The sequence below is a fragment of the Viridibacillus sp. FSL E2-0187 genome, assembly GCF_038006425.1.
GTDB lineage: Bacteria > Bacillota > Bacilli > Bacillales_A > Planococcaceae > Viridibacillus > Viridibacillus arvi.
On sequence record NZ_JBBOVG010000001.1, the window covers coordinates 951802 to 974076 of the forward strand.

The window sequence follows — 22275 nt, forward strand, 5'->3', positions numbered from 1 at the left end:
GGATTTCTCTGTCCATTTTTTTATGTCCTAAACAAATGAGGAGGAAGATTAGTGGCAAATGAATTAAAAAGAACGCCTTTATTCGAAGAGTATTCGAAGTATGGTGGGAAAACAATTGATTTTGGTGGTTGGGAATTGCCTGTTCAATTTTCTTCTATTAAAGCCGAGCATGAAGCAGTTCGCACAAAAGCTGGACTATTTGATGTATCTCATATGGGTGAAATCTTCGTTGAAGGTTCAGAAAGTTTAGCTTACTTGCAAAAGCTTGTTACTAATGATGTATCGAAAATTGCCATTAACCAAACACAGTATACTGCGATGTGCTATGAAAATGGTGGCGTTGTAGATGACTTACTCATTTATAAATTAGCAGAAGATCGATATTTATTAATCGTTAATGCGTCGAATATTGAAAAAGACTTTGAGTGGATGAAGACGTTAGTTTCAGGTGATGTGAAGTTAACAAATGCATCTAATGAATACGGTCAATTAGCATTACAAGGTCCACTAGCAGAAAAAGTATTACAAACATTAACTGAAACGCCTTTACAAGACATTAGACCTTTCCGTTTAGAGCAAAATGTATCGATTGCGGGTTATGACACGATTACTTCTCGTACTGGTTACACAGGTGAAGACGGCTTTGAAATTTATGCAGCACCAGAAGCTATCATTGCTTTGTGGGGCAAAATCTTAACAGCAGGAGAAGCTGATGGTGTAGTACCATGTGGTTTAGGTTCACGTGATACATTACGTTTTGAGTCTTGCTTACCGCTATACGGTCAAGAATTATCAAAAGATATTTCACCACTTGAAGCGGGTATTAATTTCGTTGTGAAATTAAATAAAGAAGTAGATTTCGTTGGGAAATCGGCATTACAAGCTCAAAAAGAAAATGGCGTACCACGTAAGAGTATTGGTATCGAAATGATTGATAAAGGTATTCCACGTCACGGTTACCCAGTGTTTAAAGGGGATACTCAAATTGGTGAAGTAACAACTGGTACACAATCACCATTAACGAAACGTAATATCGGTTTAGCATTAATCGATAGTGAGTATGCGGAGCTTGGTCAAGAACTTGAGATTGAAATCCGTAACCGTCGCTTAAAAGTGGTTACTACTGCAACACCATTTTATAAACGCCAAAAATAATTTTCATGAAGAGAGGGTTTTTTCGAATGAAGCATCGGTACTTACCTATGACTGAGCAAGATCAAAAAGAAATGCTAAATGTAATTGGCGTCTCTAATGTTGATGAATTATTCTCAGACATCCCAGATAAAGTTCGTTTTAAAGGAAACTACAACATTAAACCTGCAAAATCTGAATCAGCATTGTTAAAAGAGTTAGCACAACTTTCTAAACAAAATGCAAATAGCGATGATTATGCATCATTCTTAGGTGCTGGAGTTTATGATCACTATAAACCAGTTATTGTTGACCACGTTATTTCACGTTCAGAATTCTATACAGCTTATACACCTTACCAACCTGAAATTTCACAAGGTGAATTACAAGCTATTTTCGAATTCCAAACAATGATTGCAGAATTAACAGGCATGGATTTAGCAAACTCATCTATGTATGATGGTGGGACAGCTCTTGCTGAAGCTGGTATGCTTGCAGCAGCACATACTCGTCGTAAAAAGCTATTAGTTTCTGGTGCGGTTCATCCAGTTTCACATGATGTAGTTAAAACATATGCTCTTGGTCAATCGATTGAAGTAGTAAATGTTCCTTTAAAAGATGGTGTCACTGATCTTGATGCGTTAAAAGAATTAATCGATGCAGATACAGCTGCTGTGATGGTTCAATATCCAAACTTCTACGGTCAAGTAGAGAACGTACAAGCAATTGCGAACTTAATCCACGACGCAAAAGGCTTATGTATCGTATCTTCTAACCCATTAGCACTTGGTATTCTAACACCTCCAGGTAAAATGGGTGCGGATATTACTGTCGGGGATGCTCAACCATTCGGTATTCCAGAAAGCTTTGGCGGACCACACTGTGGTTACTTCGCTGTTACAAAAAAATTAATGCGTAAAGTACCTGGCCGTTTAATTGGTGAAACAATTGATGATGAAGGTCGTCGTGGTTATGTATTAACTTTACAAGCACGTGAGCAACATATTCGTCGTGAAAAAGCGACTTCAAATATTTGTTCAAACCAAGCGTTAAATGCACTTGCAGCTTCAGTTGCAATGACAGCTCTAGGTAAAAAAGGTGTGCAAGAAATTGCTACTCAAAATATTTTAAAAACACACTATGCTAAAGAAGCTTTTGAAAAAGCAGGTTTCACTGTAGCTTATAAAGGTGCACATTTCAACGAGATCGTTGTGAAGTGTAATACATCTGTTTCTACTATTAATAAGGGACTTTTTGAAAAAGGCATTATTGGCGGCTTTGATTTAGGTAAAGTAGATGCAGAACTAGAAAACCATGCACTAATCGCTGTTACTGAACAACGTACAAAAGAAGAAATCGATGCACTTGTGCAAGAAATGGGGGCTCTCCATGCATAACGACAATCAACCACTTATTTTTGAACTTTCAACAGAAGGTCGCGTAGGCTATAGTTTATCAGAGCTTGATGTACCGACAGTAGATTTAGCTGCTATCTTACCAAGTGAATTTATTCGTACAGAAGAAGCGGAACTTCCTGAAGTATCAGAACTTGATATTATGCGTCATTATACTGCGCTATCTCGCCGTAACCACGGTGTAGATTCAGGTTTCTACCCACTTGGTTCATGTACAATGAAATATAACCCGAAAATTAATGAATCAGTTGCACGTTTTGCAGGTTTTGCTAATATTCACCCATTACAAGATGAGTCTACTGTGCAAGGTGCACTTGAGTTAATGTATGATTTACAAGAGCACTTAATCGAGATCACTGGTATGGACGAAGTAACGCTTCAACCAGCTGCTGGTGCACATGGTGAATGGACTGCATTAATGATGATTCGTGCATTCCACGAAGCAAACGGTGACTTCCAACGTACGAAAGTACTTGTGCCAGACTCTGCTCACGGTACTAACCCGGCATCAGCAACAGTTGCAGGTTTTGATACAGTAACTGTGAAGTCTGATGAAAATGGTCTTGTAGATTTAGAAGACTTACGTCGCCTAGTTGGGGATGATACAGCAGCGCTTATGTTGACTAACCCAAATACATTAGGTCTTTTTGAAGAACATATTCTAGATATCGCTGAAATCGTGCATTCGGTTGGCGGTAAAGTGTATTATGATGGTGCAAACTTAAATGCGGTTATGTCTAAAGCACGTCCTGGTGATATGGGCTTTGACTGCGTTCACTTAAACTTACACAAAACTTTCACTGGTCCTCACGGTGGTGGTGGTCCTGGTTCAGGTCCAGTTGGCGTAAAAGCAGACTTGATTCCATACCTTCCAAAACCAGTATTAGTGAAAACAGAAGAAGGCTATCACTTCGATTACGACCGTCCACAATCAATTGGTCGTGTGAAGCCATTCTACGGTAACTTTGGTATTAATGTTCGTGCATATACTTATATCCGTTCAATGGGTCCAGATGGTCTTAAAGCAGTAACTGAAAATGCAGTAATTAATGCAAACTATATGATGAGAAGATTAGAGCCTTACTTTGATCTACCATATAACCGTCATTGTAAGCATGAGTTTGTATTAAGTGGAAGCCGCCAGAAAAAACTGGGCGCCCGTACACTTGATATGGCAAAACGACTGTTAGACTTTGGCTACCATCCACCAACAACTTACTTCCCATTAAATGTGGAAGAAGGTTTAATGATTGAACCAACTGAAACAGAATCAAAAGAAACGTTAGACGCTTTCTGTGACGCAATGATTCAAATTGCTAAAGAAGTAGAAGAAACACCAGAAGTAGTACAAAATGCACCACATACAACTGTTATTGGCCGTCTGGATGAAACAAGAGCAGCTCGTAACCCAGTGTTACGATACGAAAGAGAAACTGTAGAAGTATAATATATTCGTATATTGAAAACCTCTAGCACTTTGCTAGGGGTTTTCTCATGATTTGTATATAAATAGCTTAATGAAAAGATCATGTTAGTTATGGAAAAAATCGCTTGGACATAGACAGATGACTTTAAAATTGCTATGCTAACATAAATGCAGTATGAATCAATGTGTGAAAAAAGGGGAGTTTTCATGGCTTACTTTAAAAGTATCAATGATACAACTAATGATCAAAATGACTTACTAAAATCCTTAAAAGAGGATTATCAAGAATATACGGTTGACGAATTAATTTCTGAATTGTACATAAAGCAACAAAAAGAACAAAGTACGTTAATCTATTTCACTCCAGATGCGCATACAAAGGCGCTAATGGAATACGAAAAGAAAATCATTTATGATTTGCTACATAAACATGGTTTAACAAATCTACAAATTTTACAAGAAATCAATAAGCAAAAAACTGTTATAGATTAAAACAGTAAGATTAGAATTCAAACCTGTTTACTGCATATGAAACCTCTTATATTAAGTAATGCAATATAATTATCTCATTACTAATATAGGAGGACTTGACATGAGATAATAGATTAAAAGAATTAGATACTTAGGTATAGTTAGGCAAAAAGCCAAGATGAAAGTCTAAACAATCAAATAGAATTTTTTCAAAGAATCATTGTGAATGTATTTATTATTAGAAATCAAGTGGGAGTATAGTTGATAGCGTAGCATCTAATAGAGCAGTATTTAAGGTGAAAGAACTATTAGGTAAAGGTGAAAATGCCCCACTAGTATGCAATACTAAAAGGATTTTGACTGTAGGGGGAAGCACCTAATGTCTATCAATAAAATAGATGAATATTGGCATAAATATGCTAAAGAAAATGATTTAGATATGACGACTCCAGAGTCATGGATGTTTGGAGATGGCTCCAAAGAAATGGCGGATGATTTAGGGAGTCTAGTTGTGAATGGTATCAAAACAGCAACATGTGCTGCGCATTGTGTATATGAACTTGAAAAAGAAGCAATTCAAAAAGTTGGACAGTATGATATTGTATTAGATGGTAACAATGAACCTCTAGCAATTATAAAATATACAAAAATCGAATTGGTGAAAATGAATGAAGTAACAAGTGATTTTGCAAAGGCTGAAGGTGAAGGAGATTTATCCTATGATTATTGGTATCGGGAGCATGTGAAATTTTTCACTTGGGAGCTCAATCAGTATGATCTTACCTTTAACTCAGACCTAGTGCTTGTTTGTCAAACGTTTAAGGTAATGGATGTTTATCAAAATTATTAAATGCTATTCTAAAAAATACTCTCCCAGAGATTGACTCGACCAATCTCTAGGAGGGTATTTTTTTAGAACCCTATATTTACTTCATTTCTTTCCCATTCATTACGGAATGCCTTTTTACGTTGTTTTTGTAAATCTTTAATGCATTTCTCGTAATCGAGTTTTTTATCATAATGCCAATTTAGAGCGACGGACATATATAATTCATTAAGCTGTGACATAGAAAGTTCTTTTGAAAGTTTAGCAGCATCCATTAGCTCGTCTTCTGTGAATATATGCTGAATATCTAATTTGCGTAAATATGTTGCACGTATTTCAGTTGTAGGATTCATAATCTCATAAGCTCGATCAAATCTTCCTGCACGGTTGATTAATGCAGGGTCGATGCGATCAGGATAATTGGTCGTACCAATTAAAAAAATACCTTCACGTGATTGTGCACCATCGAGTGTATTTAAAAATAAAGAACGTGTATATTCGGGCATAGAGTCAATATCTTCAATAACAAGTATTGCAGGAGCTAAACTTGTTACCATACGGAAGACCTCTTCAATGGATTCACTTGATGTATGCTCAGTAATTTGCCAATAGACAACAGGAGCTGTTACAGAACCTGTAATGGACTTTACAAGCGTAGTCTTTCCGTTTCCTGGTGAGCCATATAATAAGATCCCTCTTTTATAAGGAAGGCCATAATGTTTAAAGAAATTGCCACCTTCTTTAAAAAATTCATCAATTGAACGGAAAATCTCTTGCTTAAGTGAAGGTTCTAAGAATACATCATCTCGAGTGATTTGCTTTCCTTCACCGTAACTTCGCCGTTTAATACCATCATGAACATCAACTAAGTATGTAACGGTTTCCATTAGCATTTGACGTAACTGTTCTTGAACAGCTTCGATAAAATTCATCATTTTTTCCGCACTTGTTGTAAAATAGAAAAACTCTGGCCATTCTGAATCGGAGCGGAATACAGGAATTTGTGTAATAGCTACTTCATAATCAGGGAAGTAGATTAAAGAATTACTAAATGTCTTGATTGATTTTAATTGATTATCTAATTGATCTTCCGAGACAGAATTTAAGACAATACTAGGTAACGCGGCATATATATGACTCAAATTTTCATAGTGGATTAATTCCTTTTCCATCATTTCTAACAAATGATGATGAAATTGTGAATTATTTAGTTCGACAGTCACACCACGAAAATTAGAAGGGTGATATTCATTTAGTTTTTTTGAGATGCGTTCAAAGACCGCGGATACATCGGCGTAGTTAGGGATGTCTTGTCTCAAATCTTCGTGAAAAGTATATAAGAATTTTGGCATTATATTCTCCTTTATGGGCGTTCTTTATTTATAAATAACACATATTTAAATAAGAAAAAAGAGAGCCATTTCTGTTGAAAATAGAAATGACTCTTTTTATTTGCAACGCAATCAAATTATTTCACTTTGATTTTGCCTGTCCAATTTTTGTACCCACCTTGTAATTGGAATACTTGATCGTAGCCTTTTTTCTTTAATAACATAGCAGCACGTGCACTACGTCCTGCATTTTGGCAATACAAGTAAACAGGTTTGTCTGGGCGAATTTCTTTATAGCGTTGACGAAGTTGTGAGGTTGGAACGTTACGAGCACCTAGAATATGACCACCGTCAAATTCTTTTGGCTCACGCACATCTATTAATTGCGCTTTACGATAACCTTCAATAAATTCTTCTTGTGTTAATGTTGTAACTGCTTTTTTGAAACGAAGAGCGTTCACTAAAGCGTATACAATCACCACAAATAAAACAATTGCTAATGTATATAACCAACTCAAATCGTCTTACCCCTTTCTATCTACAGTAATATTATAAAAGAACATGTAGCGATAGTCCAATGAGTTTGTTAAAATAGATAAGTTGATTATAAGGAGGAGACCAAATGAAAACAACATGGTATTTTATTAATTCGGGTCCTTGTAGCCCTGCATTCAATATGGCATTAGATGAAGCACTCCTACATTGGCATAGTAAAGGTTTAATTCCACCAGTAATACGATTTTACGAATGGAATCCAGCAACACTTTCTATTGGTTATTTTCAACGTGCAGAAAAAGATATTGATTTTGAACAATTACATAAATTAAATGTGGGTTTTGTGCGCCGTCCGACTGGCGGTCGTGCAGTCTTACATGAACATGAACTAACATATAGCATCATTGTAAATGAAGACTACCCAGACATGCCTAAAACGGTGACGGAAGCTTATAGAGTATTAAGTGAAGGCTTATTGCTAGGATTCCGAAACTTAGGGTTAGATGCGTATTTTTCTATCCCTGATTCAGAAGAAAAGCGAGCAGATTTAAAAACTCCGAAGAGCGCAGTTTGTTTTGATGCACCAAGTTGGTATGAACTAGTAGTAGAAGGTAAGAAGGTAGCAGGTAGTGCACAAACGCGACAAGAAGGTGTCATTTTACAACATGGAGCGATATTAATCGATCTAGATGATGAAAAATTGATTTCTCTTTTTAAATTTCCTTCGGAAGCTTCAAAAGAGCGTATGCGCAAACATTTACCACAAAAAGCGGTAGCTATTAATCAGTTAGCCCAAAAACCTGTCGATGTTGAAACATGTATATCAGCTTTCCGTAAAGGATTTGAGGACGGATTAGACATAGAACTTGTACCTTACACGTTAACGAAGGAACAAATGGATTTTGTTAATAATTTAGCAAAAACTCGCTATGAAAGTGATGAATGGAATTTTAGAAAATAGTAGTCTTTTTGACTTATTTTAGTTTTGTGAAAATCGAAAAATCGCTTCCAATGTTGTTAAATCAACATTTTGCTCAAAATCACCTTATTTGCTTTTCTTATCAATATATAGTATCGTAATGTCTTGGATAAACACTATATATAGTATTTAAAGCACGATCTAAATAGGGAGGCGAATGATAATGGTACTTGCTTCACAGCATCATAATCAGACGATTAATGTACAACAATTAAATAATGATATTCAACAATTTCCACAAGTTCATGCCATCACAGAGGACATGCATATAACACATAAAGGTGTGTCTCGATTAGTCATGATAGACCGTTATTCTTTTAAAGATACAGAAAAGAAAACGCTAAAAGTAGGGGATTTTGTTGTTTTAACGGTCAAAGCTGACCCTAAATTCCCAGCACGTGGTCTTGGTTATATCGTTTCAATTAATACAGAAAAGAAAACAGCAGAAGTGCTGATTGAAGCAGATTATAGAAGTGCTATTGATGATGATTCTGAACAACAAACAGGAATTGTCACACGTTCTTTAGACGTTATTGAGAAGCCTCTTGAAGTCTTTTACGAACAAATTGCAAAACGTAATGCTACTGGCCTAGCAGCTGTTGAAAAAACAGAAGAGAAACGCCAAGAATGGTATGAAAAATTCTACGAGCAATTAGTGAAGTTAAACTTTATTCCAGCGGGACGTGTTATATACGGAGCAGGCGCAGGAACAGATGTTACTTACTTTAACTGTTACGTAATGCCATTTGTAGCAGACTCTCGTGAAGGCATTAGTGATCACCGTAAACAAGTAATGGAAATTATGAGTCGCGGTGGTGGTGTAGGTACTAATGGTTCTACATTACGTCCACGAAACACGCTTGCTCGTGGTGTAAATGGTAAATCATCAGGTTCTGTTTCATGGTTAGATGATATTGCTAAGCTTACTCATCTTGTTGAACAAGGTGGATCACGTCGTGGTGCACAAATGATTATGTTAGCAGATTGGCACCCAGATATTATTGAATTTATTATTTCAAAAATGCAAAATCCACGTATTTTACGTTTCTTAATCGAAAATACAACGGACGAAACAATCCAACGTCTAGCAAAAGAAAAACTAAAATTCAAACCTTTAACGCAGCAAGAAGAAGCGATGTATCAAGGTATTATTAATTATAAAACGATCCCTGGTGTCGGTGGCTTTAATGAAGCAATTATTCGTGATGCTGAAACGAAATTACGTGACGGCGGAACATACAGCGTGCATAACGCTGAATTCCTAACTGGTGCGAATATTTCTGTAACAATCACAAATGAATTCATGGAAGCTGTAGAAGCTGATGCTGAATTTGACTTACGATTCCCAGCAGTTGAATCATATAATGCTGAAGAAATGAAAATTTATAACGATACATGGCATGAAGTTGGCGATGTTCGTGAATGGGCTGAAATGGGACATGCTGTACGCACTTACCGTAAAGTAAAAGCACGTGAACTTTGGAACTTGATCAATATCTGTGCAACTTACTCAGCAGAACCAGGTATTTTCTTCATCGATAACGCAAACGACATGACAAATGCAAAAGCTTACGGTCAGAAAGTTGTAGCAACAAACCCATGTGGCGAGCAACCACTTGCACCATATTCAGTTTGTAACTTGGCAGCTGTAAACTTAGCGCAATTTGCTCAAAAAGATACGAAAACAGTGGACTTTGAAGCATTAAAAGAAACTGTTCGTGTCGGAGTACGTATGCAAGATAATGTAATCGATGCTACACCATATTTCCTTGAAGACAACAAAGTACAAGCATTAGGCGAACGCCGTGTTGGACTAGGTGTTATGGGAATGGCTGATCTACTTATCTACTGTGAAAAAGAATACGGCTCTGAAGAAGGTAACATCCTTGTTGATGAAATCTTCAAGACGATTGCGACAACAGCTTACGAAGCATCTACTGAACTTGCTAAAGAACGAGGTAGTTTCCCATTCTTAACAGGAGAAACAGAAGCTGAAACATTAGCGCTTCGCAAACGCTTTACTGAAACTGGCTTCATGCAAAAAATGCCTGAGCATATCCGTGAAGCAGTACTTGAAGGCGGTATTCGTAACTCGCACCTACTAACTGTAGCTCCTACAGGTTCTACAGGAACAATGGTTGGCGTTTCTACTGGATTAGAACCATACTTCTCATTTACTTACTACCGCAGTGGTCGTCTTGGTAAATTCATTGAAGTAAAAGCTGATATTGTACAAGAATATTTAGCTGCTAACCCAGATGCAGATGAAGCAAACCTTCCTGAATGGTTTGTAACTGCTATGGAATTAGCTCCTGAAGCACACGCAGATGTACAATGTATTATCCAACGCTGGATTGATAGCTCAATCTCTAAAACAGTAAACGCACCACGTGGTTACACTGTAGATCAAGTTCAAAAAGTGTATGAACGCTTATACAACGGTGGTGCTAAAGGTGGTACGGTTTATGTTGATGGTAGCCGTGATTCACAAGTACTAACTCTAAAAGCAGAAGAAAACGTTATGGATGAGGACACTCTACAAGAAGAACAAGTGACTGAAAAACGTCCAGTTGTTTTAATCGATACAATTCAAGACTTACGTTCAACAAACGTAACAATCGGCTCTGAAGTCGGTAACACATGCCCAGTATGTCGCAAAGGAACAGTCGAAGAACTAGGCGGTTGTAACACATGCACTAACTGTGGTGCACAACTTAAATGTGGTCTTTAAGATACTGACTTCTAGCTACTAACGAGCGCAAAGACGGTTATCAAAAATAAAACCATAACAACAATTAAGGACTCCCCATTCATCAATAGATGAAGAGGGAGTCCTTTTCATTCGAGTCAGGTAAAGTTTTATGAATAGTTCTAGTAATACCATGACAATAAACTACTTAAGATTGTTAAAATAAAGCTGATAATTAGTGAGATTGAGTTTAGAAAAAAGAAGAAAGTAAATACTATTTCTATAGTATTAGAAGAATTTTATACATGAATATTTCCGTGGTAGAATAAAGGCGTTGCTTTATGTGAAATTACAATAACTCTTAAGAGGACATACTAATAAATTTGCAGAAATCAGGAGGGGTAATATGAATATATTATGGGATTTTGATGGTACTTTATTTGATACATATCCAGCGTATACAGAAAATTTATATCAAGTACTGAATGGTACAGTCGTACGCGAAGATATTTATCGTGAATTGAAGATATCTGCAACACATGCATTTAAGCATTTTAAATTATCAGATGAACAAATAAAAGAAGTTAAAAAGCTTAATTTAAAGATACCACCAAGTAGTATAAAGCCGTTTCCTAATGTTGAGAAAATTTTACGATTTGCAAACAAAAATGTAATTATGACACATAAGGAGCGAAAGCCGGTTTTGGATATTCTCCAATACTACGGTTTTGAAAAATATTTCATTGAAATTATCACTGTTGATAATGGCTATCCACGCAAGCCTGATCCGACTTCTTATCAATATTTACATGATAAATATAATTTAGATCTAGCGATCGGAGATAGGGAACTCGATTTAATCCCTGCGAAGAAAATAGGGATGATGGGTTGTATGTATGGGGGAGATTGTGAAGCGGCAGACTTTCAAATAAATGATTATAATGATTTTTTTAAAGAAGTAAAATTAAACAAATAAACGTATTTGTTTATTCCCCACCTATGTGAACATTCATGATAAAATGAAGACAATTTGTTAGGAGTGATCATGTGGGTAATAAAATTGCGGGTATTTTCTTCCCGGCGTTTGCGATGCTAGGTGTTATCGCAATGACTTTGACAGGAGCTTTTGGAAATGACGAAACAAACAAATTCTATTTCCTACTTAGCTTAGTCCTTATTTTTCCTTTAACTTTTTTAGTGCAGGGAATTTCATGTGCTTTAAATAATATTAATCCTTGGATTGCATTAGCAGTTTCTTATATTGCTTTTATCATTATCCTCTTTACTGTATTAAACAGCTCTGCATGGGGATATGGTTTCTATTTTCTTGTGTTTTGGGTAATTGGTTACTTTGGAGCAAAAGGAATTCAAAAGCTTCGTGCTAGTAAAAACAAATAAATCTGTGCAAATTCTGCACAGATTTATTTAGTTACTATAGGCATTTGCACAAACTTCTTCACTATGTTTCGCCTTTTTAAAGGAGCGTATAACTAACGGATTCTCTTTGCAAAATTGAATGATTGCTTTATTTTCTTTATGTAGTCCGTAATAATAAGTAATTTGCGGTTCATCTTTAAATCGTAATTGAAATAGGCCACGATAATAATCTTTGTGTACTACTTGTTTAGGTTCTATGTAACCAGATTCATCGGGAACTAACATATCTTCAGTAATGTCGTTTCCTTCCATATGTTTTTTCATATGATATTGAACTAAAAGCATCGTATAAGGATTGCCGTTTTTAATAATATAAATTAACAAAAAAGATAGACTACTAATAAATATAAAAACAGCAGAAATAACAAAAAGTCTTTTCTTCAATCAAAAGAACCTCCTTTATTAAAATATACCAATTAAATCCATTTGTGTAAAATGTCATTTTTTCAACAAAAGAAAAACGTAGGAGAGCTCACTGAGCCCTTCTACGTTTCTATTAGTTTAATGTGATATTTTTAGGGTCTTTCTCGATTTCTAATAATTTATTAAATGAAGCGATAGCGACTTCTACTTGATCGTCTTTGGGTTCTTTTGTTGTAAGTAATTGAAGCCATAAACCAGGATAACCTAAGTAGCGCAGTACTGGTATATTCCGACAAGCATTAGTCCATTGTAATACTTCAAAAGCCACTCCAAGTACAACTGGGATTAATAAGATTCGATCGACAATACGTAGCCAGAACGGATCTGTTGGTACTAGGAAGTAGATGAACATACCTACGATAACTGTAAATAACATAAAACTACTACCACATCTGTAGTGTAAACGTGATTGCGCTTGTACATTTTCTACTGTTAAAGGGAGACCGTTTTCATAACAGTTTATGACCTTATGTTCAGAGCCGTGGTACTGGAAAACACGTTTAATAAGTGGAGTCAGTGATACAAAATAAATATAACCGAGTAGTAATACTAGTTTGAAACCACTCTCTAACAAAATTTGTGCGGCTTTTCCAGGAAACCATGTATGGAAAAGTTGTGCCAAGAATACAGGAATCAATGTGAAAATAAATTTACCGAAAAGGAATGAGAGTACGCCAATTGCAGCAACTCCTAAAATCATTTGGAGTTTCGAGCCCTCTTCAGCAGATTCTTCGACTTCTTCGCCTGGATTGACATCATAGCGATCACCTGCAAATTGCAAATGCTTGGAGCCGTTTGCAGCTGATTCAATAATAGCAACTATCCCTCTAATAAATGGAATCTTCTTCAGCCTTTGAAGCGCTGGCTTTTTTTCTTTTTTAACATAGAAATACTCTATTGAGTCATCATTACGGCGAATAGCGGATACAGTATGTTCTTTACCGCCCATCATTACGCCCTCAATCAAAGCTTGTCCCCCGTAAATAGGAGTCTGAGGTTGATCCTTCACTTGTCCACCGCTCTCTTTTTGTATATTCAACTGTTCTTATTGTACTAAAAATTATAAAAAAGCTCTAGGAAAAGAATAGCTTTTGAAAATGAGGCAATGCTTGTAAAAAAGGAGTGTTGTGTTTTGAAAATTCATGTCTTGTTTTGGACATCCATTGTAAGTGCAGTGTCATTTACTGTTTGTCTACGATTGCTACAACTATTTTCAATCATTCATTGGAGTCCAATCGGTTGGTCTAAGCATTGGCATCTGTTTAGTGGACATACGCCATTATTTAAATGGACCACATTAGCGGTTATGATGTTCGTTTTAGCCATAGTAATTTACTTTCTAAGTGAACTTTGTATTGCTATTCGCGCAGATATAGCGGCGATGGCATTGAGTATTATTCTGCTGTTTGTATTACAGTGGTGGATGTTTGGTACGGTAGAGTTAAAAAAAGTATCAATCCCAATCTTCGTCATAATTGCTATGCACTTGCGTTTTATAGTAGAAACTGCAATGTTCCATAAAAAAGCAGAAAGTTTAGACACCCGAAGTAAAATGCCTTATAATACTGATGTGGTAAAATAAATTCATCAAAATGGGAGGGGGAGAGATATGAAGTACTTATGTTTAAATGGGCCTAATTTAAATCGATTAGGTAAGAGGGAGCCAGGAATATATGGTTCGGAAACTCTTCAAGATATAGATAAAGCCCTTCAAAAGCTAGCAGGTGAGTTTGGTGCCACAATTGAGTTAAAGCAGTCTAATCATGAAGGCCAGTTGATCGACTGGATTCATGACGCTGAAGACGATGAAATTGCTGGCATTGTCTTTAATCCAGGTGCATATACACATACAAGTGTTGCGATACGTGATGCTATCGCTTCTGTAAATGTACCTGTCATAGAGGTACATATCTCGAATATACATAAACGTGAAGAATTCCGACATCACTCTTATTTAGCACCAGAGTGTTTAGGACAAATTTCTGGATTAGGGACTAAGGGATACCAACTTGCATTACGCATGTTTTTAGAACAATAATAGGGGGAATTGATTATTATGGAAAAACTAAAAAAATTAAGAGCAGCATTACAAGAACAAGGGCTCGATGGAATACTTATTACAAATGATTATAATCGTCGTTATATGACTGATTTTACTGGAACATCAGGGGTAGCTATTGTTTCACAAAATGATGCAGTTTTTATTACAGATTTCCGTTACACTGAACAAGCTGAGAAACAAGTACAAAATTATCGAATTGTACAACACCAAGCTACAATCATTGAAGAAATTGCTACTCAAGTACAAGAGATGGGTATTAAAACATTAGGATTTGAGAAAGAAGACGTTAGTTATAGCACTTTTGAAGTATATTCGAAACATCTAAAAACCGATTTAGTAGGGGTTTCAGGTTTAGTAGAAAAAATCCGCTTGATTAAGACTGAGCAAGAGATTAATATAATAAAGGTCGCTTGTGAAATAGCGGATGCGGCATTCGAGCATATACTAACATTTATTAAAGCTGGCAAAACAGAATTAGAAGTATCAAATGAATTGGAATTCTTCATGCGAAAACAAGGAGCAACATCATCTTCTTTTGATACAATTGTTGCATCAGGTGTACGCTCGGCATTGCCACATGGCGTTGCAACTGATAAAATAATAGAAAATGGTGATTTTGTCACTTTAGATTTTGGTGCGCTCTATAATGGCTATATCTCTGATACAACACGTACAGTTGCAGTTGGAGAGCCTTCAGATCAATTGAAGGAAATTTACAACATTGTATTAAATGCTGAATTACTTGGATTAGAGCAGTTTAAACCAGGTATGACAGGTATTGAAGCTGATGCAGTAACACGTGATTATATTAAAGCACATGGATATGGTGAGGCATTTGGCCATTCAACAGGTCATGGAATTGGTTTAGAAGTACATGAAGGTCCTGGATTATCGTTCCGTTCACCTACTGTATTAGAACCAGGTATGGTCGTGACATGTGAACCGGGTATTTATCTACCAGGTATCGGTGGTGTCCGTATTGAGGACGATACATTAATCACAGAGACAGGTAATGAAAAACTAACTCATTCCACAAAAGAACTAATCATTTTATAAAGTAATATTGGAGGAACATTCATGATTTCAGTAAACGATTTTCGTACAGGCCTAACAATCGTAGTAGACGGTGGACTTTTCCGTGTACTTGATTTCCAACACGTAAAACCAGGTAAAGGGGCAGCTTTTGTACGATCAAAACTTCGTAACCTACGTAACGGTTCAGTAATGGAAAAAACTTTCCGTGCAGGTGAAAAAGTAGAAAAAGCTCAAATTGACAATAACAAAATGCAATATCTATATGCTTCAGGTGATAATCATGTGTTCATGAACACTGAAACTTATGACCAAATTGAAATAAATGAAAGTCAACTTAAAGACGAATTGAAATTCTTATTAGAAAACATGGAAGTTTCAATTATGTCTTACGAAGGAGAAATCCTTGGTGTTGATCTTCCAAATACAGTTGTTCTAGAAGTAGTTGATACTGAACCAGGTATTAAAGGTGATACGGCTTCAGGCGGCTCTAAACCAGCAACACTTCAAACTGGATTAGTTGTACAAGTACCATTCTTTGTTAATGTTGGTGACAAATTAGTTATTAACACTGAAGAAGGCACTTACGTTTCTCGTGGATAATTAATTCATTCTTTATAAACGACCCCTATAGCTTATGCTATAGGGGTCGTTTTTTTAAAAATCCGATGTTTGTATGATTGGAAATCATAACTCACTCTAACATTGCATAGATTAGATTATACAAGAGGAGGGGCAGCTACGGAACTTCAAGACATTCTACGCATCGCCGGTATTGGACTTGTGATTGCGCTTTTACATATCTTCTTTGAGCAAACCGGTAAAAAGGAATTTTCTTTTTTTCTTTATTTTCTAGCCTACATGTATATCGCAGCGGAATTGCTACATTTTTTACGTTTGTTCTTTGATGAAATTCTCACCTTCTTCCAATGGTTAACGGCTACCTGAACTTATGACGATATTATTTTACGCTGTGATTATGCTTATTCTTTTAATGTTCATTCAAATGGCAATTCCTACTCTGCATCGTGTCTTTTATACGGTGTTTTTTTTCTTATTAATGAGCTTTTTAATTATGCGTTTATTCATCCCGTTTCTTCAAAGGTTATTGCATGCATTTCCAGTTGAAATCCCTTATTTATCGCTCATTCTAGGCAGTGCATTTATATATTTCGTTTCAACGGCCGTGTCACAACATTTAAGCGACCAGGATTATGAATCACTTGCCTTTTTATCACATACAGCGGTAAAGCTTGTTATTTTATCTCTTTGGTTAAAAGAGATAATTGAATTATTTTCAATTTGGCAACGTTTGATAGAACCGTAGTAGATGAAGGTTGTCATTTTTATGGACAAACTCAATTTAATAGAAGAAGAAATTTTTGGATAAACGTCAAAAAAAGACAGGAGGGCAAGATTGGACTGGTTACAGGAGATTTTGGTCGCCCCCTTCAAGGACACGTTATTTACTCTCGTTTCATTACTTTTTTACGGAATACTCTTTTTAATATTAAACTTTATAATGCCTCAATTTAAAGAGTGGACAAGGATTTTCTTTTTTATCGCTATACTTACTACGACATTAAAGCCAGTTTATCAATCATTTACTATGATGCAGGCATTATCTGAGAATATGATTGCATTCTTTAGTGCCCTATATCCAATATTAATGTCTGCGATGGCCATCTCAGCAGGCGCTATGTCATTAATGGCGTGGCATCCTATGCTATTACTACTCATTCAATTTGCTGTGTTTTTAACTGGGAGATGGTTAATCCCTCTGTTGACGGCATCTTTGATTTTTGATTTCCTATCTCGGTTCATGCCAGAAATATCTTTTGCACGAATGGCTGACTTTATACGCGTACTTGTATTAAGCGTCGTTTCTGCTACAGTCATGTGCTATTCGATGTTTCTAGTAATGAATAGTGTTGTGTCAGTATCTTTTACCGGAGCAGCACTCGGGCCATTGAAAAAAATGATCCAGCAAAACATTCCGTTTATAGGTTCTTTTATAACTGAGAGTTTAAGTACATTTAGAAAATATTCATCAACTACTGCAACGGTAACAAGTACAGGCTTAATGATAGGTATATTTACTGCTGCTATTATCCCGACATTAAAAATTTTAATGACAGGATTAAGTTTTCGTTTCCTGGCCGCATTGATGGAACCTTTCTCTGATAAAGATATTGCGAGTTTTTTAGATGATATAGGCAAAACACTATTTGTTTTATGTGCAGTATCTTTTATTATCGCATTTGCCTTCTTTTTTACAGCGATATTAGCCGTTATACTTCTGAAACTACAAATACAAGAAGGATAGGATTGGGGTTGTGGAAGCATTTTTACTTGGTTTAGTGGTCATTATATTCGTTGGAAAAATTGTAAGTTTACTACTGGAAGACCCGGAAGAGTGGGTTATTCTATTGAAAATAATCGTTGCAATATGGATTTTAAAGTTTGTTTTTAATTTTTGGCATTAGTATCTCATAGATTAGAGTTATGCTTCATACAATGATGTAGATAACAGGAAAGACGTGAAGAGGGGGATGACTAGCTCGGGCGGTGCAGAATATGAAAAAAACGTCAATTTACTATGTAGGAATATTGATGGCAATTGTCATCATTATTGTGGCCATGTTTTCATACAATAATGAAAATCCTATGAAAACATCGTCTAAAGGAGAAAATGTATCTACTAATGAAGCGGAACAACTAGCAGTCATTTTATCTAGGATTGACAAAGTTGGGAAAGTGGAGCTCTATTTTTATTCAGGTGGACAAACGGCACAAGATGTAAAAAAAGAATCTTCATCCTTAGAGAATTATTTCAGCTGGTCTAATACAACTGGACAAGAAAGCGGGCAAGTAACTGGAGTATTAGTTGTTGCGGAAGGAGCGAATGACATCGCTGTAAAGAATGAATTAGTAACTACGCTGACAAAAGTGCTGGAAATTCCGGCACACAGAATTGTTGTAATGCCTATGGAAAAGAGAGGGGAAATAAAATGAGAGTAAAAAAGAGAGCAGTTTGGTTTTTAACATTATTGAGTTTAGCAGCAGTCATTTCAGTGTACTATCTTATGAATCCAGCACAACCATTTAATGGTCTTAAAATCTTCTCAGATAGTACTTTAAATGGTACCGCAGTTGATGATATTGCTAAACTAACAGGCAATGATAAAACACCTGTTACAGCACAAAGTGACTTGTTTGAAGAAATGCGTATGGAGCTACTAAATGAACGTAGTCAATTGAAAGCAACTCTTACGCAAAAAATAGCTTCGGAAAAGTATACTGCTGAAGAAAAGAATGAAGCATTTAACGACATGGATGTTATTGTAAAGAAAGAATCTAATGAAGCGATGTTAGAATTGCTTATTAAAACTTTAGGATATTCAGATGCATTTGTACGAGCTGAAGATGATCAAATTCGTGTAACAGTACAGTCTGCTGAACTATCAAAATCAAAAGCAGATGAAATCGTATACACGGTTAAAAAAGAGGTACCTACAGCTGGTAAAATAGTAGTGGATTTTAAATCTGAGTCTTTTTAACGAAAAAATAACGATATTGTCTTGAATAATTCCTATTTTCAATTATCTATTTAAAAAAACCCCAAAACACGATAGAATAAGTAGTGTATTATATTTCACTAAAGGGGAGTAATTTATGTTGAAAATTCAGGAAATTCGAGAAATTATTAAATTAGTAGACTCATCTTCAATTGACGAGTTTGTTTATGAGGTAGCAGATACAAAAGTTAAACTTAAAAAACATAGTGGTGTGGCAGTTGTAACTGAAGCGCCAGTAGTTAAAGTAGCTCCAGTTGCAGCGCCAGCACCAATTGCGGCTCCAGCAGCACCAGTAGCAGCACCTGCAGTAGCTGAAGCAGTACAAGCAGCGCCAGCAGTTGATGCATCATTATATAAAATCACTTCACCAATGGTAGGAACTTTCTATCAAGCTCCAAACCCTGAATCACCAGCTTTCGTAAAAGTTGGAGATAAAGTAGGCGAAGAAGCAGTAGTATGTATCGTTGAAGCAATGAAGTTATTTAATGAAATCGAAGCAGAAGTTAGTGGCGAAATCGTTGAAATTCTTGTTAAAGACGGCGATTTAGTTGAATATGGTCAACCTCTGTTCCTAGTAAAAGAGAACTAAGGGAGGCCTATTTAAATGAAAAAAGTATTAATAGCAAACCGTGGCGAAATCGCGGTACGTATTATTCGCGCTTGTAAAGAATTAGATATTCAGTCTGTAGCAGTGTATTCAGAAGCAGATCGTGATGCACTTCACGTTCAATTAGCTGACGAAGCATATTGCATCGGACCAAAGCTATCTAGTGATAGTTATTTGAAAATTAGTAGTATACTAAGCGTTGCTCAAAAAACTGGCTGTGATGGGATTCACCCAGGATATGGCTTCTTAGCAGAGAATGCTAGTTTTGCAGAAGCATGTGAAGATGCGGGTATTACTTTCATTGGACCAACTTCAGATGCCATCAAAATGATGGGTATTAAAGATATAGCAAAAGACTCAATGATTAAAGCCGGAGTACCTACAGTTCCAGGTTCAGTTGGTATTGTTGCTGATGCAGCTGAAGCAGCCGAAGTTGCGAAAGGTATTGGTTACCCAGTAATCATTAAAGCAACTGCCGGTGGTGGTGGTAAAGGAATCCGTGTAGCACGCACTGAGGAAGAATTGATTAAAGGTGTTCAAATCACTCAAAAAGAAGCGGCTGCAGCATTCGGTAACCCTGGCGTTTACTTAGAAAAATTCATCGAGGATTTCCGTCACTGTGAAATCCAAATACTAGCGGACAACTATGGCAATACAATTCACCTAGGTGAACGTGATTGTACAGTTCAACGTCGTATGCAAAAACTTGTTGAAGAAGCTCCTTCTCCTGCACTTTCTGAGGAACGTCGTGCTGAGATGGGTGAGGCTGCAGTTAAAGCCGCGTTAGCTTGTGGATACCGAGGTGCTGGTACGGTAGAATTCATCTTTGACCACCATGAAGACAAGTTTTATTTCATGGAAATGAATACACGTATTCAAGTAGAGCATCCAGTAACTGAAATGATTACAGGTATTGATCTTGTTCAACAACAGCTTAAGATTGCTTCTGGCGAGAAATTAGTGTATAAACAAGAAGATGTGAAAGTGAATGGTTGGGCGATGGAATGTCGTATCAATGCTGAAAATCCATCTAAAAACTTTATGCCTTCACCGGGTAAAGTAGAAGATTATATAGCTCCTGGTGGTTACGGTGTCCGTATCGACTCGGCTATGTATCCAGGATATAGTATTCCTCCGTTCTACGATTCAATGGTTGCAAAATTGATTGTACATGCAGATACACGTGAAGAAGCAATTGCTAAGATGAAACGCGCATTAGGTGAATTCATTGTTGAAGGACCAGGCATTCAAACAACAATTCCTTTCCACGCTAAATTAATGGATCATGAAGTATTCAAAAAAGGTGATTTCAATACGAAATTCCTTGAAGAAAATGACGTCATGAATTCATAAGAAAGGGGCGAATTCTATGGCTGAAAAAGTTATACAATCATTACCTCAAAGCACTCCTGCTGGTAAGGAAGAGCTAGGTAAGATTGAAGTAGCGCCTGAAGTTATTGAAGTTATTGCAGGAATTGCTACTACAGAAGTGGAAGGAGTTTCTGGTACAAGAGGAAACTTCGCTACAGGCGTAGTAGAAAAATTCGGTAAAAAGGTTCATGGGAAAGGTATTAAAACCGAATGGACTGAAGCGGGCTTAATCGTAGATGTATATTGCTTCGTGCAATATGGTGCATCTGTTGCGAAAGTAGCGCAGCAAGTTCAAACCCAGATTCGTGAAGCTATCTTTAATATGACATCACTTGCAACGCAAGAGGTAAATGTACATATTACCGGCATTCAATTTGATCAAGTGAACGATGCAAAAACTGAATAATGTCAAAAACACCACTTCATTAGAAGTGGTGTTTTTGTTTTTGGTGAAAAATAATTGAGTTTTTTTAATTAATTAAGGAACTCCCTCAATTGATATTTAAAGAATTTATAAGAAAACTAGCAATTTAAACGGGTTAAGTTTAATACTCATAACTACTATATGATAATGAATCGTTTAGGAGCATATTCTTATACGGTAAAGAATGTATAGTAGAATAGTTAGTAAATTTAAAGGTAAAATATTTAGTGTAATACATTTTTACTAAATAAGAAAAAATACTGTTTCAGTAAAGTTCTAGTCATGCAATTTTTACGATATAAAAAATGATATTTTAATTCTCTATACAATAAATAGGTGATAAGTTTTAGGTTTTAATAACTAGTATAAGAATAATAAAATGGAACTTATTTAATGTAAAACAATACATATGATTCATGATGTTAGATAATCTATCATGGTACTTTAGGTATATAAAAACTGAATAGGCAAACCTATAGAAATTTAGGGACGCAAAGCTAGAGGGGCTAAGGTTGAATAACTATGCCAGCCAGTTGCCAAGGAGTGCATTATACTTTTTGTTATGTTGGGTTTAATAA

At 36.1% G+C, this 22275-nt stretch carries 25 protein-coding genes and 1 riboswitch; of the genes, 21 read left to right on the plus strand and 4 right to left on the minus strand.

Annotated elements, in window-relative coordinates; all coding sequences use genetic code 11:
• The first annotated feature begins 51 nt into the window (after positions 1-51).
• The 5 genes from gcvT to MHH85_RS04600 all read left to right on the plus strand — a co-directional run bounded on the left by gcvT (position 52) and on the right by MHH85_RS04600 (position 5293).
• Positions 52-1155, plus strand: a complete 1104-nt coding sequence (gene gcvT, locus MHH85_RS04580; RefSeq protein ID WP_193740438.1) for a glycine cleavage system aminomethyltransferase GcvT — start codon at positions 52-54, stop codon at positions 1153-1155.
• 26 nt (positions 1156-1181) lie between these two features.
• A complete protein-coding gene (gene gcvPA, locus MHH85_RS04585) occupies positions 1182-2528 on the plus strand; it encodes an aminomethyl-transferring glycine dehydrogenase subunit GcvPA (protein ID WP_193740437.1) in 1347 nt (448 codons plus the stop codon).
• Positions 2521-3993, plus strand: a complete 1473-nt coding sequence (gcvPB, locus tag MHH85_RS04590; protein ID WP_340706069.1) for an aminomethyl-transferring glycine dehydrogenase subunit GcvPB — start codon at positions 2521-2523, stop codon at positions 3991-3993. The genes gcvPA and gcvPB overlap by 8 nt, the downstream gene beginning before the upstream one ends.
• Positions 3994-4179: 186 nt before the next feature.
• Complete coding sequence (locus MHH85_RS04595; RefSeq protein WP_038186737.1) at positions 4180-4464, plus strand: hypothetical protein; 285 nt, start codon at positions 4180-4182, stop codon at positions 4462-4464.
• Between the two features lie 358 nt (positions 4465-4822).
• The gene (locus MHH85_RS04600) at positions 4823-5293 is read left to right on the plus strand and encodes an ASCH domain-containing protein (protein WP_340706070.1); all 471 of its coding nucleotides are present in this window, start codon (positions 4823-4825) and stop codon (positions 5291-5293) included.
• 62 nt (positions 5294-5355) lie between these two features.
• On the opposite strand, the gene MHH85_RS04605 is transcribed toward MHH85_RS04600, so the two are convergent.
• A complete protein-coding gene (locus tag MHH85_RS04605) occupies positions 5356-6621 on the minus strand; it encodes an ATP-binding protein (protein WP_193740435.1) in 1266 nt (421 codons plus the stop codon).
• Between the two features lie 116 nt (positions 6622-6737).
• Positions 6738-7118 (minus strand): rhodanese-like domain-containing protein, encoded by a 381-nt coding sequence (locus tag MHH85_RS04610; RefSeq protein ID WP_053416299.1) that lies wholly within the window; start codon positions 7116-7118, stop codon positions 6738-6740.
• Positions 7119-7222: 104 nt separating this feature from the next.
• Here MHH85_RS04610 and MHH85_RS04615 point away from each other — a divergent pair, with 104 nt between their 5' ends.
• The 4 genes from MHH85_RS04615 to MHH85_RS04630 all read left to right on the plus strand — a co-directional run bounded on the left by MHH85_RS04615 (position 7223) and on the right by MHH85_RS04630 (position 12161).
• Positions 7223-8056 carry a lipoate--protein ligase family protein gene (locus MHH85_RS04615; RefSeq protein ID WP_053416298.1) on the plus strand — a complete coding sequence of 278 codons (834 nt, stop codon included), beginning with the start codon at positions 7223-7225 and terminating at the stop codon, positions 8054-8056.
• Positions 8057-8231: 175 nt separating this feature from the next.
• Entirely contained in the window at positions 8232-10805 is a 2574-nt protein-coding gene (locus tag MHH85_RS04620) for a vitamin B12-dependent ribonucleotide reductase (RefSeq protein WP_193740434.1), read from the plus strand.
• A 364-nt stretch (positions 10806-11169) separates the two neighbouring features.
• A complete protein-coding gene (locus MHH85_RS04625; RefSeq protein ID WP_340706071.1) occupies positions 11170-11739 on the plus strand; it encodes an HAD-IA family hydrolase in 570 nt (189 codons plus the stop codon).
• A 71-nt stretch (positions 11740-11810) separates the two neighbouring features.
• On the plus strand, positions 11811-12161 hold the full coding sequence (locus tag MHH85_RS04630) for a hypothetical protein (RefSeq protein ID WP_193740432.1): 351 nt from the start codon (positions 11811-11813) through the stop codon (positions 12159-12161).
• A 27-nt stretch (positions 12162-12188) separates the two neighbouring features.
• Here MHH85_RS04630 and MHH85_RS04635 read toward each other — a convergent pair whose 3' ends face one another.
• Together MHH85_RS04635 and MHH85_RS04640 are read right to left on the minus strand one after the other, a co-directional pair.
• Positions 12189-12584: a DUF3139 domain-containing protein gene (locus MHH85_RS04635; protein ID WP_193740431.1), complete on the minus strand. Its 396-nt coding sequence runs from the start codon at positions 12582-12584 to the stop codon at positions 12189-12191.
• A gap of 112 nt (positions 12585-12696) precedes the next feature.
• The gene (locus MHH85_RS04640) at positions 12697-13575 is read right to left on the minus strand and encodes a DUF1385 domain-containing protein (protein WP_340708123.1); all 879 of its coding nucleotides are present in this window, start codon (positions 13573-13575) and stop codon (positions 12697-12699) included.
• 180 nt (positions 13576-13755) lie between these two features.
• Here MHH85_RS04640 and MHH85_RS04645 point away from each other — a divergent pair, with 180 nt between their 5' ends.
• The 12 genes from MHH85_RS04645 (at position 13756) to MHH85_RS04700 (ending at position 21679) form a co-directional block, all read left to right on the plus strand.
• Positions 13756-14205 (plus strand): hypothetical protein, encoded by a 450-nt coding sequence (locus MHH85_RS04645; protein ID WP_340706072.1) that lies wholly within the window; start codon positions 13756-13758, stop codon positions 14203-14205.
• Positions 14206-14232: 27 nt separating this feature from the next.
• Positions 14233-14661 carry a type II 3-dehydroquinate dehydratase gene (aroQ, locus tag MHH85_RS04650; RefSeq protein WP_340706073.1) on the plus strand — a complete coding sequence of 143 codons (429 nt, stop codon included), beginning with the start codon at positions 14233-14235 and terminating at the stop codon, positions 14659-14661.
• Positions 14662-14679: 18 nt separating this feature from the next.
• Positions 14680-15741: a M24 family metallopeptidase gene (locus MHH85_RS04655; RefSeq protein WP_193740428.1), complete on the plus strand. Its 1062-nt coding sequence runs from the start codon at positions 14680-14682 to the stop codon at positions 15739-15741.
• 21 nt (positions 15742-15762) lie between these two features.
• Positions 15763-16320 carry an elongation factor P gene (gene efp / locus MHH85_RS04660; protein WP_193740427.1) on the plus strand — a complete coding sequence of 186 codons (558 nt, stop codon included), beginning with the start codon at positions 15763-15765 and terminating at the stop codon, positions 16318-16320.
• Positions 16321-16422: 102 nt separating this feature from the next.
• Positions 16423-16665: a SpoIIIAC/SpoIIIAD family protein gene (locus MHH85_RS04665; RefSeq protein WP_051448760.1), complete on the plus strand. Its 243-nt coding sequence runs from the start codon at positions 16423-16425 to the stop codon at positions 16663-16665.
• A 127-nt stretch (positions 16666-16792) separates the two neighbouring features.
• The gene (locus tag MHH85_RS04670; RefSeq protein ID WP_340706074.1) at positions 16793-17044 is read left to right on the plus strand and encodes a hypothetical protein; all 252 of its coding nucleotides are present in this window, start codon (positions 16793-16795) and stop codon (positions 17042-17044) included.
• 90 nt (positions 17045-17134) lie between these two features.
• On the plus strand, positions 17135-18043 hold the full coding sequence (locus tag MHH85_RS04675) for a stage III sporulation protein AE (RefSeq protein WP_340706075.1): 909 nt from the start codon (positions 17135-17137) through the stop codon (positions 18041-18043).
• A 251-nt stretch (positions 18044-18294) separates the two neighbouring features.
• Positions 18295-18732, plus strand: a complete 438-nt coding sequence (locus MHH85_RS04680) for a hypothetical protein (RefSeq protein WP_053416285.1) — start codon at positions 18295-18297, stop codon at positions 18730-18732.
• The gene (locus tag MHH85_RS04685; protein ID WP_193740424.1) at positions 18729-19277 is read left to right on the plus strand and encodes a SpoIIIAH-like family protein; all 549 of its coding nucleotides are present in this window, start codon (positions 18729-18731) and stop codon (positions 19275-19277) included. Before MHH85_RS04680 ends, MHH85_RS04685 begins: the two co-directional genes overlap by 4 nt.
• Before the next feature lie 115 nt (positions 19278-19392).
• Entirely contained in the window at positions 19393-19884 is a 492-nt protein-coding gene (gene accB, locus MHH85_RS04690) for an acetyl-CoA carboxylase biotin carboxyl carrier protein (RefSeq protein WP_340706076.1), read from the plus strand.
• Positions 19885-19899: 15 nt separating this feature from the next.
• Positions 19900-21255 carry an acetyl-CoA carboxylase biotin carboxylase subunit gene (accC, locus tag MHH85_RS04695; protein WP_340706077.1) on the plus strand — a complete coding sequence of 452 codons (1356 nt, stop codon included), beginning with the start codon at positions 19900-19902 and terminating at the stop codon, positions 21253-21255.
• A gap of 16 nt (positions 21256-21271) precedes the next feature.
• On the plus strand, positions 21272-21679 hold the full coding sequence (locus MHH85_RS04700) for an Asp23/Gls24 family envelope stress response protein (protein WP_053416281.1): 408 nt from the start codon (positions 21272-21274) through the stop codon (positions 21677-21679).
• Positions 21680-22153: 474 nt separating this feature from the next.
• Positions 22154-22238: riboswitch (cyclic di-GMP riboswitch) on the plus strand.
• Positions 22239-22275: the final 37 nt, after the last annotated feature.

Excerpts from the sequence above, each read along its gene's own strand:
- gcvPA (WP_193740437.1), top strand. The coding sequence starts at position 1,182 with ATGAAGCATCGGTACTTACCTATGACTGAGCAAGATCAAAAAGAAATG.
- gcvPB (WP_340706069.1), top strand. The coding sequence starts at position 2,521 with ATGCATAACGACAATCAACCACTTATTTTTGAACTTTCAACAGAAGGT.
- MHH85_RS04595 (WP_038186737.1), top strand. The coding sequence starts at position 4,180 with ATGGCTTACTTTAAAAGTATCAATGATACAACTAATGATCAAAATGAC.
- MHH85_RS04600 (WP_340706070.1), top strand. The coding sequence starts at position 4,823 with ATGTCTATCAATAAAATAGATGAATATTGGCATAAATATGCTAAAGAA.
- MHH85_RS04605 (WP_193740435.1), bottom strand. The coding sequence starts at position 6,621 with ATGCCAAAATTCTTATATACTTTTCACGAAGATTTGAGACAAGACATC.
- MHH85_RS04615 (WP_053416298.1), top strand. The coding sequence starts at position 7,223 with ATGAAAACAACATGGTATTTTATTAATTCGGGTCCTTGTAGCCCTGCA.
- MHH85_RS04620 (WP_193740434.1), top strand. The coding sequence starts at position 8,232 with ATGATAATGGTACTTGCTTCACAGCATCATAATCAGACGATTAATGTA.
- MHH85_RS04625 (WP_340706071.1), top strand. The coding sequence starts at position 11,170 with ATGAATATATTATGGGATTTTGATGGTACTTTATTTGATACATATCCA.
- MHH85_RS04640 (WP_340708123.1), bottom strand. The coding sequence starts at position 13,575 with ATGATGGGCGGTAAAGAACATACTGTATCCGCTATTCGCCGTAATGAT.
- aroQ (WP_340706073.1), top strand. The coding sequence starts at position 14,233 with ATGAAGTACTTATGTTTAAATGGGCCTAATTTAAATCGATTAGGTAAG.
- MHH85_RS04655 (WP_193740428.1), top strand. The coding sequence starts at position 14,680 with ATGGAAAAACTAAAAAAATTAAGAGCAGCATTACAAGAACAAGGGCTC.
- efp (WP_193740427.1), top strand. The coding sequence starts at position 15,763 with ATGATTTCAGTAAACGATTTTCGTACAGGCCTAACAATCGTAGTAGAC.
- MHH85_RS04670 (WP_340706074.1), top strand. The coding sequence starts at position 16,793 with ATGCGTTTATTCATCCCGTTTCTTCAAAGGTTATTGCATGCATTTCCA.
- MHH85_RS04680 (WP_053416285.1), top strand. The coding sequence starts at position 18,295 with ATGAAAAAAACGTCAATTTACTATGTAGGAATATTGATGGCAATTGTC.
- MHH85_RS04685 (WP_193740424.1), top strand. The coding sequence starts at position 18,729 with ATGAGAGTAAAAAAGAGAGCAGTTTGGTTTTTAACATTATTGAGTTTA.
- accB (WP_340706076.1), top strand. The coding sequence starts at position 19,393 with ATGTTGAAAATTCAGGAAATTCGAGAAATTATTAAATTAGTAGACTCA.
- accC (WP_340706077.1), top strand. The coding sequence starts at position 19,900 with ATGAAAAAAGTATTAATAGCAAACCGTGGCGAAATCGCGGTACGTATT.
- MHH85_RS04700 (WP_053416281.1), top strand. The coding sequence starts at position 21,272 with ATGGCTGAAAAAGTTATACAATCATTACCTCAAAGCACTCCTGCTGGT.